Origin of the sequence: Kribbella sp. ALI-6-A, from assembly GCF_001984195.1 — a bacterium.
Taxonomy (GTDB): Bacteria; Actinomycetota; Actinomycetes; order Propionibacteriales; family Kribbellaceae; genus Kribbella.
This window is the reverse complement of sequence record NZ_MTQN01000009.1, coordinates 835,751-851,454: the sequence shown is the minus strand read 5'-3', so window position 1 is coordinate 851,454 and position 15,704 is coordinate 835,751. Positions and strand designations below refer to the sequence as shown.

Sequence of the window (15,704 nt, the reverse complement as noted above, 5' to 3'; positions counted from 1 at the left end):
CGTGGCACGGCGCCTTTTCACGTCCGAGTCGGTGACGGAAGGTCACCCGGACAAGATCGCTGACCAGATCAGCGACTCCATCCTCGACGCCCTCCTGGCCGAGGACCCGAAGAGCCGCGTCGCGGTGGAGACCCTGATCACGACCGGACTGGTGGTCGTGGCCGGCGAGGTCACCACGTCGGCGTACGTGGACATCCCCGGGATCGTCCGCAACCGGATCCTCGAGATCGGTTACGACTCGTCGCTGAAGGGCTTCGACGGCGCGTCCTGCGGCGTGCAGGTCGCGATCGGCAGCCAGTCGCCCGACATCGCGCAGGGCGTCAACACCGCCTACGAGAAGCGCGCCGACGACTCCTCCGACGAGCTGGACCTGCAGGGCGCCGGCGACCAGGGCCTGATGTTCGGCTACGCGTCGAACGAGACCCCGGAGCTCATGCCGCTGCCGATCACGATCGCGCACCGGCTGTCCGAGCGGCTGTCCGAGGTCCGCAAGGACGGCACGATGGCCTACCTGCGTCCCGACGGCAAGACCCAGGTCACGGTCGAGTACGACGGTGACAAGGCCGTCCGGATCGACACCGTCGTGGTCTCCAGCCAGCACGCCGCCGACATCAGCCTCGACTCGATGCTGACCCCGGACGTGAAGAAGCACGTCGTCGACCCGATCCTCGAGCAGTTCGAGATCGACTCGACCGACTACAAGCTGCTGGTGAACCCGACCGGCCGCTTCGAGATCGGTGGCCCGATGGGCGACGCCGGTCTGACCGGCCGCAAGATCATCATCGACACCTACGGCGGCATGGCCCGCCACGGTGGCGGCGCGTTCTCCGGCAAGGACCCGTCCAAGGTCGACCGCTCCGCGGCGTACGCGATGCGCTGGGTGGCGAAGAACATCGTCGCCGCCGGCCTCGCGGCCCGCGCCGAGTGCCAGGTCGCGTACGCGATCGGCAAGGCGGCCCCGGTCGGCTTCTACGTCGACACCTTCGGCACCGAGACCGTGCCGGTCGACCAGATCACCGCCGCGGTGCTCGAGGTCTTCGACCTGCGCCCGGCCGCGATCATCCGCGACCTGGACCTGCTCCGCCCGATCTACACCCAGACCGCCGCCAACGGCCACTTCGGCCGCACCGGCGACGACTTCACCTGGGAGCGCACCGACCGCGTCGACGCACTGAAGGCCGCTGTCGCGAAGTAAGCCGTACGACGAACGCCCGCACCCCAGGCCAGGGGTGCGGGCGTTCGTCGTCGTGTTGTCCACAGGCCTGCGGCGGGTTGTCCGGCGATCGGACTAGAGTTCCCGAGTGGCACCGAACGGGGAGAGTCCTGAGCAGCTGACCTTGCTGCGCGAGACCGTCCGGCGCTCGCGGACCAAGGAGCCGGCCGGGATCACCGACGTGCTGCCCGTCGCCCGGGTCGCGGTCGACGTGTCGCTGCCGCATCTGGACCGCCCGTTCGACTACCTCGTGCCCGACGACCTCGCCGAGGCGGCGCAGCCCGGGACCAGGGTGAAGGTGCGCTTCGCCGGCAAGGACCTCGACGGGTTCGTGCTCGACCGGCTCGCGTCGTCCGAGCACGACGGCAAGCTCGCGCGCCTGCGCAAGGTGGTCTCGCCCGAGCAGGTGCTCACGCCCGAGGTCGCCGACCTGTGCCGCGCCGTCGCCGACCGGTACGCGGGCGTCTTCGCCGACGTGACCCGCCTCGCCGTCCCACCGCGCCTGGCGAAGGTCGAGGCCGAGACCCTGCGCTGCGGCCAGCCGATCCGGCCGGTCGAGTCGACGTCCCGGTCCGAGTGGTCGCCGTACCCGCAGGCCGAAAACTTCCTCGACGCAGTACGCCGTACCGAAGCACCTCGCGCGATCTGGACCGCCGTACCGGGTGCCGACTGGGCCCTCGCCTTCGCCCAAGCCGCCGCGGTCTGCGCGTCGACCGGCCGTGGCGCTCTGCTGCTCGCCCCCGACGCCCGCGATCTGGAGCGACTCGCCAAGGCCTGTGCGACAGTCCTCGGGCCCGACAACTTCGTGACTCTCTCGGCCGACCTCGGTCCCACCGCCAGATATCGCGCGTTCCTCTCCGCGCTGCGCGGTTGCACGCGCGTCGTGATCGGCACGCGCGCGGCGGCGTTCGCGCCGGTCGCCGACCTCGGCCTGGTCGCGCTGTGGGACGACGGCGACGACTCCTACGCCGAGCCGCGCGCGCCCTACCCGCACGCCCGCGAGGTCCTGCTGCTGCGTGCCCATCGCCAGCAGTGCGCCGCGCTGCTCGGCGGGTTCGCGCGCTCCGCCGAGACCGCCGCGTTGCTCGAGTCCGGCTGGGCCGCCGAGCTCATCGCCGATCGGTCGGTCACGCGCGCCGCCGCTCCTGCCGTACACATCGCGGGGGAGTCGGATCGCGATCTCGCGCGCGACCCGGCCGCGCGAGCGGCACGGTTGCCGCACCAGGCGTTCGAGATCGCGCGCGACGGGTTGAAGACCGGTCCGGTGCTGGTCCAGGTGCCGCGCGCCGGGTATCTGCCGAGCCTGGTCTGTCAGACGTGCCGTACGCCGTCGCGGTGTACGACGTGCGGCGGTTCACTGCGGCGTACCGGCTCGGCCGGGCCGCCGAGCTGCAGCGTGTGCGGCCGGCCCGCGACCGATCACCGCTGCCCGGAGTGCGGCGACACGAGGATGCGCGCGGCCGTCGTCGGCGCCCGCCGAACGGCGGAGGAACTCGGGAGAGCGTTCCCAGGCGTTCTCGTCCGTACGTCGGGCGGCGACAGCATGCTCGACGAGATCCCCGGGACGCCGGCGTTGATCGTCACGACACCAGGAGCCGAGCCGATCGCCGACGGCGGGTACGCGGCCGCGCTGCTGCTCGACACCTGGCTGCTGCTCGCCCGGCAGGACTTGCGCGCGCCAGAGGAGGCGGTCCGGCGCTGGTTCAACGCGGCGGCAATGGTGCGTCCGGCCCGCGAGGGCGGCAAGGTGATTCTGGTCGGCGAACCGTCGGCGATGCCGCTGCAGGCCGTCGTCCGCTGGAGCCCCGAGGGTTACGCGACCCGCGAGCTGGAGGAACGCCGAGCCGCCCGCCTGGCCCCGGCCGCGAAACTGGCCGAGCTCGTCGGGTCCTCGGACGCGGTCGCGGACATGGTCGCGCGAGTCCGCGATCTGGTGGACGCGGCAGCCGGCCTGGAGGTTCTCGGCCCGGTCGACGTCGACGACGAAACCGTACGCGCGGTGGTCCGTACGCCGAGGGCCTACGGTTCCGGCCTCGCCCGGGCGCTCAAGGAAGCGTCGTCGGCTCGCGGCACGAAGAAGCTCCCCGGTCCGCTCCGGGTCCAGGTCGACCCGGCGAGCTTCGGCTGATCGCGCGCGAAGCAGTCCAGGTCGACCCGGCGAGCTTCAGTTGCTCGCGCGCGAAGCAGTCCAGCTCGACGCGGCCAGCTTCGGCTGATCGGGCGCGAAGTCGGCGGTGCGGGTCTGGTCGAGCCGCCGACGTTCCACCGCCGTCGTACGGGACGACCGCGATGCTCATGACGACTACGCCGCCGTACTCAGGCCGTTTCGGAGAGTTGGCTGCTGCCCGCGGCGAGGAGTTGGTTGCCGAGCGACGTGCGGTAGTAGAGCACCGTCCGACCGTCGCGGCGCGAGTCGACCACACCCGCGTTGCGCAGGATGCCGAGATGGACGCTCAGCGTGGGTGCCGAGACGTCCAGCGCGTGCGCGAGATGCGTCGTCGACATGGGCAGGTCCAGGTGGCTCACGATCGCGGCCCGCGTCCGCCCGACCAGGTCCGCCAGCGGCGAACCCTCCGTGTCCTGCTGGCTCTCCCACAACCGCCCCAGCCCGCGCGGGGGATAGGTGATCGTCGGCACGTGCGGCGCCGCGGTCACCATCAACGTTCTGGGCCAGGTGAACACGCACGGCACCAGCAGCACCCCCTGCCCGCCCTTCGGTACCCCGTCGCAGCACACGAACGGCCGCTCGATCTCGATCCGGTTCCCGTTGAGCCGCACGGACGGATGCAGATTCCGGAACAGCCGCTCGAAGCCACCCGTGGCCAGCTCGTCGAGCCGGAACACGAGATCGTCCTGCAGCAAGGCCCGCATTCGCCGCCAGTCGGGCTCCACCGCCCGCTGCCAGTACGTGCGCAGCGCCGCGGTGATCCGCGTCAGCGCGGCGCCCGGATCCGCGATGAGTCCTGGTAGCAACGGATCGGGAGTGTCGTGGTGCAACTTCCCGAGCTCGTCCACCACCAGCTCGTACGGCGTCGCCTCGATCGCCGCCAGCCCCGCTTCGAAGCTGGTCGAGCGCCGCGGCGGCGCCGGGGTGATGAAGTCCGGGATGTAGCCGATCGCCGGGATCAGTGCCCGCAGCAACCGCAGCGCTTCCGCGAACTCGTCGTCTGCTTGTTCGCGGGCCATCCGGAGTTCGCCGCGCCGGTCGCCGTCCTCGCTCTCGTGCTCTCCGAGCAGCGGGCGAACCTTCCGCAGCCACGGCCCGTGCACGCTCCCCAGCGAATTGTTGCTCAGGGCCCGGACGCTGGTGACCGTCTCCCACACCGGCGAGAACGCGAACCGGATCCGGCTCACGTCGTCGGTGTTGAGCGAAATGCTGATCACCCCCGCAACTCTAATGACCCTCGCCGACCATGGCGACGATTAGTCCAGAAACTAATGATCGACACCACCCGCCGACCCACCCCAGCCTGGGACACATGACATCGATCGGTGCTCCCAGGGAGCGCTCTCCGCTGCCCCGCTCGTTCTGGGCGCTCTGGGTCTGCCAGTTGGTCAACCGCCTCGGCAGCTTCGTCCAGCCCTTCCTCGTGCTGTACCTGACCCAGGAGCGCCACCTGTCCGTCGGCACCGCGGGCGCCGTAGCGGCCGCGGTCGGCGCCGGCTCGGTCGTCTCGCAACTCGTCGGCGGCTGGCTCTCGGACCGCATCGGCCGCCGCCGCACGATGCTGATCGGCTTCCTCGGTACGGCGGCCGCCCTGATCCTGCTCGGCTCTGCCCGCTCGCTGGAGACGATCGCCGTCGCCGCGTTCGTCGTCGGCCTGATGGGCGACCTGTTCCGCCCGGCGGTCCAGGCGACGGTCGCCGATCTGCTCCAGCCCAGAGAGCGCGTTCGCGCGTACGGGCTGCTGTTCTGGGCGATCAACCTCGGCTTCTCGGTCTCCACCGTCAGCGCCGGCGTCCTGGCGAGCATCGGCTACAACCTGCTGTTCTGGATCAACGCCAGTACGTCGGTCGTCGCGGCGCTGGTGATCTGGCGGATGGTCCCCGAGACCCGGCCGGTGCTCGACGACGGTCCGCGCCGGGCGTTGCTCCCGGTGGTGCTGCGCGACGGTACGTTCCTGCTGATGATCCTGCTGCAGATCGGCTACGCGACGATCTACTTCCAGGGCTACTCGACGCTGCCGCTGGCGATGGCGGGCGACGGCCTGCCCAGTTCGACGTACGGGCTGGTGATCGCTCTGAACGGCGTGGTGATCGTCGTCGTCCAGCCGTTCGTCAATCGGCGGCTGGCCGCTTTGGACCGCCCGAAACTGCTGGCCGGCTCGATGCTGATCGTGGGGCTCGGCTTCGGCGTGGGCGCGCTCGTCGACAGCTGGTGGGGCTACGGCCTGTCCGTCGTGGTCTGGACGATCGGCGAGATCGGCTTCGCCGCGGTGATCGGCGCGGTGTTCGCCGACCTCGCCCCGGTCGATCTCCGCGGCGGGTACATGGGCCTGGCCGGCAGCATGTCGTTCGGACTCGGTTCGGTGATCGGTCCGCTGGCGGGGACCAACGCCCTGGAGCACTTCGGCAGCACCACCACCTGGCTGGCCTGCGCCGCACTCGGCGTCATCCTGTTCCTCGGCCAGATCGCGCTCTCTCCCGCTCTGCACGCACGCGCCGGTGCGGCGGCGGAGCGTGATCCGGACTTTCGTAGGGTGGAGGCATGAGTGAGCAGAAGGTCGACGTGGTCGTGTTCGACATCGGTGGGGTCCTGCTGGACTGGAACCCGGACTACCTGTACGCCGAACTGATCCCCGACGAGCAGCAGCGCCGGCACTTCCTGACGGCGGTCACCACCCCCGACTGGAACATGCGGCAGGACGCCGGCCGCCCGTGGGCCGAAGCCGTCGAGGAGCTGACCGCGCTGCACCCGGAGCACGCGGAGTGGATCGCGGCGTACGACACCGGCTGGGTGAAGATGGTGAAGGGTCTGTTCACCGACACCGTCGAGGTGCTCGCCGAGCTCCAGGCGCAGGGCGTCCCGACGTACGCGCTGACCAACTTCTCCGGCGAGAAGTGGGAGATCGCGAAGGAAACCTTCCCGATCCTCGACACCTTCACCGGCGAGATCGTCTCCGGTCACGAGCAGGTGGTGAAACCCGACGAGAAGATCTACCGCCTACTCGTCGACCGCTTCGCCCTCGACCCCGCGCGCACGTTCTTCACCGACGACGTCCAACGCAACGTCGACGGCGCCCGCGCCGCAGGCCTGGACGCCGAACTCTTCACCTCAGCAGCCGACCTCCGCACCCACCTCCGCGACCGAGGCCTCCCACTCAAGCCCTGACCGGCACAACTCCGGAACCAGGGCTCCCGCTGGAGCCCTGGCCCACCCGACTCCGGAAACGGGGTCCCGCTGGAGCGCTGACCGGCACACCTCCGAGACCGGCGGTCCCGCCAGAGCCCTGACCCGTACAAGTAGTGACTGAGGGCAGCCGCTGGAGCGAGATCGGTAGGACTTGGGAGCGGGGCTGGGGCGGAGCCGGGTACAACCCCGGAACCTGGGTCCCGGTGGAGCCCAGACCGGCAGAGCTCCGGAACTGGGGCTCCCGCTGGAGCGCAGACCGGCAGAGCTCCGAAACCGGGGCTCCCGCGGGAGCCCAGACCGGCACACCTCCGGGCCGGGGCTCCCAGGGGGCTCTCCGGCCCCACACCTCACGCATCGGCCCGCCTAGCACCCTCCGGCCGCTGCGGCACTAGCCACAGACGACGTCGCCGGCCGCATAGTCGCCAAGCTGTTATTAGGCAGTGCCAGTAGCAAGCGCCTCGGTGTACTTCGTGCCTCCACCCAAATGGGCAGCCTCGACAAAGATGGTGTTGTTCTGGCAGGTCGGCGCCGTGATCGCCGTGTCCGGGGGAGTGGAGTAGATGACCTGCGGCCGCGCGAGACCAGGTTGCCACCGCTGGAGCTGGTAGGTCTCCACCCCGTTGCGCATGGCCCGGACCTCCCAGTGGATCCAGTTGCCACAGGCGACGATCGTGTCCGTGACGATCGTGCCGAGCGACCGGGCAGCAGCACCAGGAGACTCCCGCAGATAGGCGCGGCTCTGGTACTGGTCAGGATCGTCCGCACCGATCTCCGACCAAATAGTTGCCCCACGCAACGTCGCACCGCTCCACTGGATGCAGTTCCGGCCGGCTGCGATCGGCCGCGCAGACCCACCGGCGAGCGGCGCGGTGAACAGACGCTTGCAGCGTTGCGGACTCTGCGGCGCCGTGATCGTGCTGAACGTGACCGAATCCGCCGACACCACCGGATCGGCGATGTACCCCGGATCCGGCACGCACATCACAGTGCGCGCCGCCAACGTGTCCAGCGCGGCGATCACCAGGCACGACCGCTTCTTGGCGTCGGTGCTGCTGTACGCGAACGTCCCGTCGTACGCGCCGATCTCCGGCTCCGAGATCCGGGGGAGCGCTCTCTGCGTGGCCAGATCCGTTCTCGCGCCAGTGCTCAGGTCATACCGGTACGCACGGATCTGCGGGTTGGGACCGTCCGAGCGGATCTCCTCGATCAGCGCCCACCGGTCGTCGATCACGACCGGAGACTGCGCGACGAACCCAGTCGGCGGCGCATGCCGTACGACGACCTTGCGGCTCGCCCGGTCGGTCACGGTGGTGGTGCCGGCCTCGTCACTGCCGCGGGTGACCAGGTACTTGCGTTGCTGCGTGACGATGTGTTGGCCGTCGACAGGCTGGCGCAGGATCTTCGTCCAGACCGGCTTGCCCGACGGCGTCCCGGGGCTCACCGTCGGAGTGCTCTCGGGCGGCTGGCTCGGCGTACCGCCCGGCCGGGGTGGCGTGCTGCCCGGCGTACCGGAGGGCGTCGGAGAAACCGAGGGAGCGCTCTCCGGCGATCCCGAGTTCGATCCCGAGCAGCCGGCCGCCAGCAGCGCGACCGCGGCGACCGGGATCAGCAGGTGACGACCCCGGCCGCGGGAGCTGCCGTGACGATCAGGCATGCGGTCGCGCATCTCCTACAGACCGATGTTCTTGAACTGGTTCGCCAGCGTCGCGTTGAACATCGCGGTGGCGGGGATGTTGCGCGGGCCGTCGGTGTCGTTGCCCCGGCTGTTGAACCGGCGCTCGTTGAACACCTCGAAGATGCCGATCGTGCCGGCCTTCTTGTTGTAGCCGCGACCGACCTGGTAGTGGCCGCTGTGGTTGAAGGCCAGGTACGGGAAGTACCGCTTCAGCAGCTGGACGTGCTCGATCACCGGTGCCGGAGCGCCGTCGCCGAGGTGGTTCTGGTGCACCTGGAGGAACTTCGCCGGCGTCCAGTGGCTCACGTTCTGCACGATGTAGGTGCCGGCGGCAAGGTCCCAGTTGGTCTTCAGGTTGGTCTGCTTGACCATCGCCGAGATCGCGGTTCCCGACGTGGTCACGCCGAGGTCCTTGGCCCAGGACGCCTGGGTGTCCTTCTGCTTGTCGTCGGCCCAGTCGATCGACTGGAACGTCGCCGGGCCGCACCAGTACCCGCGCTCCTGCGAGGTCTGGTAGCCCTTCATGATGTAGTTCGAGACCGGCTTCGGCTTGACCACCACCGGCGGCTTCAACGGCGGCGGCGACGGCTTGGTCGACGGGTCCCCGGGCTTCGGCGCCACGGTGTGCCCGGCGCTCGGCGCGACCGTCTCACCCGCACCAGGCACCGGTACGTCGGTCCGCCCGGCCTGGGAAGTCGGCGCGGTCGTCGCCGACCCGCCCGGCGCGGCGGAGTCGGATTCACCCGGCGCAGCCGAGTCCGAGCCGTCCGTCGCAGCCGAGTCCGACCCACCCGGCGCGGCCGAGTCCGCCCGACCCGCCGTCTCAGCGTCCGGCGCAGCAGACTCGCCCGCCGGCGGATTCCCCTCCGCGTCCAGCAGCCGCAGCGCGCGCGCCTTGTCCCGCCCGTCCCACGCCGTCTGCATCTCCTCCAGTTCGGCGTTCGTCCGCTCGGCCTTCGACATCGACGCCCGCTCGGCCACGAACGCCGCCGGGCTCAACGCACCCGTCGCGATGTCCTGCTCGGCCGACACACCGGCTCGCAGGTCGTCCCGCGCGACGTCCGGCTCGACCACCGTCGAACTGATCTGCGCCCCGGTCGGAACCTTGTCCACGAACCCGAGCCCGAGGCAGTAGTTCTCCGTCTCCAGCGTGAAGCACCGCATCACCTGCTTGGACTGCTCCGCCGCGGTCGCCCGTAGCTTCAGGTTGTTCGGCGACGTCTGCGTCACCTGCTTCACCAGTTCGCTCCAGCTCCGCGCGACCGGCGGCTCGGCCGCCGCGCCGTCGTCGGCCACCGGAGCGGCCGTCGGCGCGTCCACCGGCTCAGAAGGTTCAGCGGGCTCGGAAGCCTCGGACGGTTCGGCAGGCTCAGCGGCCGGCGCCGAGGGCCCGACCACCGCCGGCGCCCGCAGCGGCTTCGCGTCCGCGGCGCGGTACGCCGGGTCGAACTCGTAGGCCCGAGCCAGCGGAGCCTGCGACAGCAGGACCCCCAAGCTGATCAGTGCGGCAGCCCCCCGTGTCGCTGTGCGCATCGTCTACTCCCGTTGGGCGTGTGGTTTGTGTGACTGTAGGTACGCCTGAGGCAACACTACGTGCTCACGGCAACAACTGGGAGTGGGCCCCGCGAATTACATCCGTGTGATATCGAACCGCCGCACCCCAGCGCCCCGAGCCGCCGTATCACCCCACGCGCCGCAGCCCGCCGTACGCCCGCCACTAGACTTGTCAGGTCCTGCTGCGAAGGAGTCTGTGTGTCGGTCCAACCCATCCGTCTGTTCGGCGATCCCGTGCTGCTGACCAAGGCCGACCCGGTCGTCGACTTCGACGCCGAGCTGCGCCGCCTGGTCGCGGACCTCACCGACACCATGCAGGCCGCGCCCGGCTCCGGCCTGGCCGCGCCGCAGATCGGCGTCGGCTTGCGGGTCTTCACGTACCACGTCGACGGCGAGCTGGGGCACCTGGTGAACCCGGAGCTCACGCTGTCGGCCGAGGAGCAGTTCGGTCCCGAGGGCTGCCTGTCGATCCCCGGCCTGACCTTCGACTGCCGCCGCGCCGAGCGCGTGGTTGCCCGCGGCTTCAACATGTACGGCGACCCGGTGGTGATCGAGGGCGACGACCTGCTGGCCCGCTGCATCCAGCACGAGACCGACCACCTGGACGGCGTGCTGTTCGTCGACCGGCTGGACCGCGAGACCCGCAAGGCCGCGATGAAGGCGATCCGCGAGGCCGAGTGGTCGGGCCTGTCCGGCCCGCCGCAGATCAAGGTCTCCCCGCACGCGATGAACGGATTCGGCCTGTGAGACTCGTTTTCGCCGGCACCCCCGAGGTGTCGGTCACCGCGCTCGAAGCCATCGTTGCCAGCGGCCATGAACTCGTTGCCGTCGTCACCCGGCCGGACGCCCCGGCCGGCCGCGGCCGCAAGCTGGTCGCCTCCCCGGTCGCCCAGTACGCCGAACAGCTCGGCGGCGTCGAGATCCTCAAGCCGGTCAAGCCCAGCGACCCCGACTTCCTGGCCCGCCTGAAGGAGATCGCCCCCGACTGCTGCCCGGTCGTCGCGTACGGCGGGTTGCTGCCGCAGGCCGCGCTCGACATCCCGCCGCACGGCTGGATCAACCTGCACTTCTCCGTCCTGCCGGCCTGGCGTGGCGCGGCGCCGGTCCAGCACTCGATCATCGCCGGCGACGACGTGACCGGCGCGAGCACGTTCCGGATCGTCAAGGCGCTCGACGCGGGTCCCGTGTACGGCGTCCTGACCGAGCCGATCGGCCCGCAGGACACCGCGGGCGACCTGCTCAACCGGCTCGCGAAGTCCGGTGCCAAGCTCCTGGTCGACACGCTCGACGGCATCGAAGCCGGCGTACTGCAAGCGGTCGAACAGCCCGCCGACGGCGTCTCGATCGCGCCGAAGCTCACGGTCGAGGACGCGGAGATCAACCTGAAGCACCCGGCCCGGCAGGTCGACCGCCTGGTTCGCGGCTGCAACCCGTCGCCCGGCGCCTGGACGACGTTCCGCGGCGAGCGGCTGAAGGTGCTCGCGACCGCGCTGACCGACGAGGAACTGCCACCGGGCGCGATCCGCAGTACGAAGTCCTCGGTGACGGTCGGCACCGGCAGCAAGGCGATCGAGCTGGTCACCGTCCAGCCGCAGGGCAAGAAGCCGATGCCCGGCGCCGACTGGGCCCGGGGGGTTCGCCTCACCGACGACGACCAGTTGGGTGCCGAGTGAGCGACCGTACGCCGCGCAACCGCGCCCCGCAACGGCGTCCCGACAAGGTTCGCCAGATCGCGTACCGGGTGATCCGGCAGGTGAACGGCGAGGACGGCTACGCCAACCTCACGCTCAACAAGGCACTGCGCGACCAGCGCCTCAGCGGTCGCGACGCCGCGTTCTGCACCGAGCTCGTGCACGGCACGCTGCGCTGGCAGGGCACGTACGACGCGTTCCTGACCCGCAGCGTTTCCCGCCCGCTGGCCGATCTCGACCCGGAGCTGCTCGACCTGCTCCGGCTCGGCGCGCACCAGCTGCTCCGGATGCGCGTCGACTCCTACGCCGCGGTGAACGAGATGGTCACGCTGACGCGCGCGGAGGTCGGCCAGAGCCGCAGCGGTCTGGTCAACGCGGTGCTGCGCAAGATCAGCCAGCGCACGCTCGACCAGTGGATCGCCACCGTCGCGCCGCCCGCGGAGGAGGACAACGTCGGCTATCTGGCCATCGCCAAGGCGCATCCCCGCTGGGTGATCGAGGCGTTCGCCGAGGCGCTCGCGACGAGGACGCCCGACGCGGCGGCCGTCGCCGAGCACGCCGAGTCCGTGGAGTGGTCGGTCGAGGACCTGCTCGACGCGGACAACGACCCGCCGAAGGTCACGCTCGTCGCGCGGCCCGGTCTGTCGGACATCGACGAGCTGATCGAAGCCGGCGCGAGCCGTGCCCGCTGGTCGCCGTACGCGGCGGTCTTGCAGGGCGGCGGCGATCCCGGCCGGATCCAGGCCGTCGCGACCGGCCGAGCGGGTGTTCAGGACGAGGGGTCGCAGCTCGTCGCGACCGCTCTGGCGACCGCGCCGCTCGAGGGCAGCGACGCGAAATGGCTCGACCTGTGCGCGGGTCCGGGCGGTAAGTCCGCGCTGCTCGCGGCGCTGGCCAATCAGGGCGAGGCCGTGCTGACGGCGGTTGAGCCGCAGAAACATCGGGCCGAGCTGGTCCGGTCCAACCTGCGCGCGATCCCCGGCGAACACCAGGTGCTGGTCGGCGACGGGACGAAGCCGACCTGGCCCGCCGGCTGGTACGACCGCGTCCTGGCCGATGTGCCTTGCAGCGGTCTGGGCGCGCTGCGGCGTCGCCCGGAGGCGCGCTGGCGCCGTACGCCGGAAGACGTCGTCGAGCTGCGACCGCTGCAGGAGGCGTTGCTCGCGTCGGCGATCACGTCGGTCCGGCCGGGCGGCGTCGTCGCGTACGTGACGTGCTCGCCGCATCCGGGGGAGACGCGCGAGGTGGTCGACGCCGTGCTGGCGCGCCGGCCGGACGCCGTACTGGAGGATGCGCGGGCGCTGTTCCCCGGCGTACCGGAGCTGGGGGAGGGGCCCGACGTGCAGCTGTGGCCGCACCTGCACGGCACCGACGCGATGTACCTCGCGCTGATCCGGCGGTCTTGAGACCTGGACCGGTGTCAGGCGTCTGAAGGCGAACGGTCATGATGGAAGGGTGACAACGACCGACAACCGTCCCGTCCGCAGCGCTCAGCAGCACCAGCTCCTCGGGCTCGCCGCGTCCTTCGGGATCGGCATGCTCGTCGCTGTCCAGTCGCGAGTGAACGGCGATCTCGGCAATCGGCTCGGCGACGGGGTGACCGCCGCGCTGATCTCGTTCACCTCCGGCCTGATCGTGCTGCTCGCCGCGGCGGCGCTGGTGCCGCGGATCCGCGAGGCGCTCGGCCAGGTTTGGCGAACCATCCGTACGCCGTCCGAAGGTTCCGGTGGTCCGCTGCGCTGGTGGCAGTGCCTCGGCGGGCTGGCCGGGGCGTTCCTGGTCGCGACGCAGTCGATCACGGTCGCGGTGATCGGCGTCGCCGTGTTCACCGTCGCGGTCGTCGGCGGGCAGGCGGTCAGCAGCCTCGTGGTCGACCGGCTCGGCTTCGGCCCGGCCGGTCCGCAGCCGTACACGACTCTGCGCGTCGTCGGCGCGGTCGTCGCGCTGCTGGCCGTCGTACTGGCGGTGTCGGACCAGCTGAGTCATCCGTCCGGGCTGCTGCTCGCGATCCTGCCCGCGGTGGCGGGCATCGGCACGGCGATCCAGCAGGGCATCAACGGCCGGGTCGCGCGCACGGCGTCCGGTGACGCGTACGGCGCTCTGGCCGCCGGCACGATCAACTTCCTGGTCGGGACCTGCGCGCTGGTCGTCGTCTTCCTCGTCGATCTGGCCTTCCGCGGTGCGCCGCGCCCGCTGCCGAGCGACCCCTGGCTGTACGTCGGCGGCCTGTGCGGCGTGGTGTTCATCAGTTCGGCGGCCGCGGTGGTCCGCATCGTCGGCGTCTTCGTCCTCGGGCTCGGCACCATTGCCGGCCAGCTGATCGCCAGCCTGCTCATCGACCTCTTCGCGCCGGCGACCGACACCGAGGTCACCGTCCAGGCCGTGGCCGGCACCTTGCTGGCACTGGTCGCGGTGGTCGTCGCGTCGATTCCCAACCTGCGCCGGTCCTGACCATCGGGGAGCGCTCTCCGGCGCCCCGGGTCAGCCCTTCCTGATCCGGCGCGTGTAGTTGTAGTACGAGCGTCGGCCGACCACTTTCCACAGTCCGCGGACCGGCGGCGGCAGCTCGCTCAGGAACTCGCGCTGCTCGTCGGGTGAGGCTTGCTCGAGAATCGCGCCGAGGAACAGCAACCGCTTGCGCTTGTCCTGGATCCCGTTCGCGCCGCGCTCGCCGACCTCGCCCCACTCCTCGACCGTCAGGTGCTCGGCGATCACCGGCAGGATCTCGTCCTCCTCCTCGGCCAGGTGCTGCCGCAGAATCGCGGACGCGTCCCGAACCGTGGCGGCAAGGTCGGCACCCTCGACCCGGCTCGCGGTCCGGCCCCAGACCGGCGCGAGCCTCTCGATCCGATCGAGCTCGACACCGAGCGCCGCGTGCTGCGCCTCCATCCGGCGCACGAGGTCGGTCTGCAGCGTCGCGCGCTCGAGCAGCAACGGCCAGATCAGGTCGTCCTCGGCCTGGTGATGGTGGTGCAGGGCCGCGACCAGGTCGCTCAAGTGCTCGGCCAGCACGGCCGCGCGCTTGGTGTCGCCTTCACGCACCCTGTCGATCAGGTCCGGCAGCCGTTCGAACTCCCGCCGAAACGCCCGATGCACCACGACCATCGCGTGGGTGTCGGGTTTCGTGCCAGTACTCATCGTCTCGCCCCCTGTGCCCTGAAGCCGGCGACCGCCCTCCCCGGGATCGCCGGTTTCAGCTCACGGTACCGGCGCGACCGTCGGTTGCAGAGGCTTGCGCGGCTTCTTTCCCGACCGCACCGGACGCCGTACGACGCCCTGTGACACCGCGACTCCGGTGAGCACGACGAGCGCGCCGACCGGCTGGTACCAGGTGAGGTGCTCGTCCAGGACGAGCACGCCGACGACGATCGCGAAGATCGGCATCAGGTAGGTCACCATCGACGACATGCTCGCGCCGATCAGCCGGATGTTGCGCATGCTCAGCACGAACGCGACCCCGCTGCCCAGACCGCCGAGCGCGAGCACGCTGCCGATCACCTCGGGCGACAGCGTCCACGGCATCGGCGGCGCCTCGCCGGTGACGATCGGCGCGACGATCGCGAGCTGGATCGTTGCGCACAGCAACAAGCTCGCGGAGAGCGCGGTCCCGGACAGCTTGCTGCCGGCCACGAATCGCTTCTGGTAGGGCACGGCGAGGCCGTAGCAGACGGCGGCGGCCATGCAGAACAGCTGGCCGGTGAGGTCGGCGCCGCCCTCGATGTTCCACGCGCCGAGCACGACCATCATGCCGGCGAACCCGATCAGCAGACCGATCACCCGTTGCGCGGTGAACTTCTCGGTGCGGAACACCAGGACAGCGACCGGCAGCACGACCAGCGGGGTGATGCCGTTCCAGATCCCGGCGAGCAACGACGGCACCCGCTGCTCGCCGTACCCGAACAGCGTCCAGGGGATCGCCGACCCGATCGCACCGATGACGAACGTGTGCGCCCACAAACGCGGCTCCCTGGGCAGCGACTCGCGCTTGATCGCCAGGAACGCCAGCAGGACAACGGAGCCGGCGATCACGCGCCCGAGCGCCAGATACATCGGATGCAGCTCGCGCACCCCGACCGAGATGAACAGGAAGCTGCAGCCCCAGATCGCGGCCAGCGTCAACATGGTCGGAAGCCACGCCCGGACCGGCGGCTTGTCAGGAGTCGTCAAGGTGCTCACTCCTGACATCCTGCAGTACGGCGCCGACAATGTCCGCTTTCT

13 protein-coding genes are annotated in these 15,704 nt (G+C 70.6%); 8 read left to right on the top strand and 5 right to left on the bottom strand.

Going from position 1 to position 15,704, the window contains the following annotated elements; genetic code table 11:
• Position 1 precedes the first annotated feature (1 nt).
• A complete protein-coding gene (metK, locus tag BWI15_RS12870) occupies positions 2 to 1,195 on the top strand; it encodes a methionine adenosyltransferase (protein WP_077014536.1) in 1,194 nt (397 codons plus the stop codon).
• Positions 1,196 to 1,301: 106 nt separating this feature from the next.
• Complete coding sequence (locus BWI15_RS12865; RefSeq protein ID WP_083750722.1) at positions 1,302 to 3,341, top strand: primosomal protein N'; 2,040 nt, start codon at positions 1,302 to 1,304, stop codon at positions 3,339 to 3,341.
• Positions 3,342 to 3,529: 188 nt separating this feature from the next.
• Here BWI15_RS12865 and BWI15_RS12860 read toward each other — a convergent pair whose 3' ends face one another.
• A complete protein-coding gene (locus BWI15_RS12860) occupies positions 3,530 to 4,597 on the bottom strand; it encodes an ArsR/SmtB family transcription factor (protein WP_077014535.1) in 1,068 nt (355 codons plus the stop codon).
• 95 nt (positions 4,598 to 4,692) lie between these two features.
• Here BWI15_RS12860 and BWI15_RS12855 point away from each other — a divergent pair, with 95 nt between their 5' ends.
• Positions 4,693 to 5,925, top strand: coding sequence for an MDR family MFS transporter (locus tag BWI15_RS12855; RefSeq protein WP_077014534.1), 1,233 nt, complete (start codon positions 4,693 to 4,695; stop codon positions 5,923 to 5,925).
• Entirely contained in the window at positions 5,922 to 6,545 is a 624-nt protein-coding gene (locus BWI15_RS12850) for an HAD family hydrolase (protein WP_077014533.1), read from the top strand. The genes BWI15_RS12855 and BWI15_RS12850 overlap by 4 nt, the downstream gene beginning before the upstream one ends.
• A gap of 454 nt (positions 6,546 to 6,999) precedes the next feature.
• On the opposite strand, the gene BWI15_RS12845 is transcribed toward BWI15_RS12850, so the two are convergent.
• Together BWI15_RS12845 and BWI15_RS12835 are read right to left on the bottom strand one after the other, a co-directional pair.
• The gene (locus BWI15_RS12845) at positions 7,000 to 8,220 is read right to left on the bottom strand and encodes a hypothetical protein (protein ID WP_237771253.1); all 1,221 of its coding nucleotides are present in this window, start codon (positions 8,218 to 8,220) and stop codon (positions 7,000 to 7,002) included.
• 15 nt (positions 8,221 to 8,235) lie between these two features.
• Positions 8,236 to 9,774, bottom strand: a complete 1,539-nt coding sequence (locus BWI15_RS12835; protein ID WP_077014531.1) for a hypothetical protein — start codon at positions 9,772 to 9,774, stop codon at positions 8,236 to 8,238.
• A 219-nt stretch (positions 9,775 to 9,993) separates the two neighbouring features.
• Here BWI15_RS12835 and def point away from each other — a divergent pair, with 219 nt between their 5' ends.
• The 4 genes from def to BWI15_RS12815 are packed head-to-tail and all read left to right on the top strand — an operon-like array spanning position 9,994 to position 13,937.
• Positions 9,994 to 10,542 (top strand): peptide deformylase, encoded by a 549-nt coding sequence (gene def / locus BWI15_RS12830; protein ID WP_077014530.1) that lies wholly within the window; start codon positions 9,994 to 9,996, stop codon positions 10,540 to 10,542.
• On the top strand, positions 10,539 to 11,468 hold the full coding sequence (gene fmt, locus BWI15_RS12825) for a methionyl-tRNA formyltransferase (protein WP_077014529.1): 930 nt from the start codon (positions 10,539 to 10,541) through the stop codon (positions 11,466 to 11,468). Before def ends, fmt begins: the two co-directional genes overlap by 4 nt.
• Positions 11,465 to 12,892 carry an RsmB/NOP family class I SAM-dependent RNA methyltransferase gene (locus BWI15_RS12820; protein ID WP_077014528.1) on the top strand — a complete coding sequence of 476 codons (1,428 nt, stop codon included), beginning with the start codon at positions 11,465 to 11,467 and terminating at the stop codon, positions 12,890 to 12,892. The genes fmt and BWI15_RS12820 overlap by 4 nt, the downstream gene beginning before the upstream one ends.
• A 49-nt stretch (positions 12,893 to 12,941) precedes the next feature.
• A complete protein-coding gene (locus BWI15_RS12815; RefSeq protein ID WP_077014527.1) occupies positions 12,942 to 13,937 on the top strand; it encodes a DMT family transporter in 996 nt (331 codons plus the stop codon).
• Between the two features lie 30 nt (positions 13,938 to 13,967).
• Here the strand turns inward: BWI15_RS12815 and BWI15_RS12810 are convergent, their stop codons facing one another.
• Together BWI15_RS12810 and BWI15_RS12805 are read right to left on the bottom strand one after the other, a co-directional pair.
• The gene (locus tag BWI15_RS12810) at positions 13,968 to 14,624 is read right to left on the bottom strand and encodes a hemerythrin domain-containing protein (protein WP_077014526.1); all 657 of its coding nucleotides are present in this window, start codon (positions 14,622 to 14,624) and stop codon (positions 13,968 to 13,970) included.
• A gap of 60 nt (positions 14,625 to 14,684) precedes the next feature.
• Positions 14,685 to 15,671 carry a DMT family transporter gene (locus BWI15_RS12805; protein WP_237771252.1) on the bottom strand — a complete coding sequence of 329 codons (987 nt, stop codon included), beginning with the start codon at positions 15,669 to 15,671 and terminating at the stop codon, positions 14,685 to 14,687.
• Between the last annotated feature and the right edge of the window lie 33 nt (positions 15,672 to 15,704).

Coding starts and splice junctions, on each gene's coding strand:
- BWI15_RS12855 (WP_077014534.1), top strand. CDS start 4,693: ATGACATCGATCGGTGCTCCCAGGGAGCGCTCTCCGCTGCCCCGCTCG.
- BWI15_RS12850 (WP_077014533.1), top strand. CDS start 5,922: ATGAGTGAGCAGAAGGTCGACGTGGTCGTGTTCGACATCGGTGGGGTC.
- BWI15_RS12845 (WP_237771253.1), bottom strand. CDS start 8,220: ATGCCTGATCGTCACGGCAGCTCCCGCGGCCGGGGTCGTCACCTGCTG.
- BWI15_RS12835 (WP_077014531.1), bottom strand. CDS start 9,774: ATGCGCACAGCGACACGGGGGGCTGCCGCACTGATCAGCTTGGGGGTC.
- BWI15_RS12810 (WP_077014526.1), bottom strand. CDS start 14,624: ATGAGTACTGGCACGAAACCCGACACCCACGCGATGGTCGTGGTGCAT.
- BWI15_RS12805 (WP_237771252.1), bottom strand. CDS start 15,671: ATGTCAGGAGTGAGCACCTTGACGACTCCTGACAAGCCGCCGGTCCGG.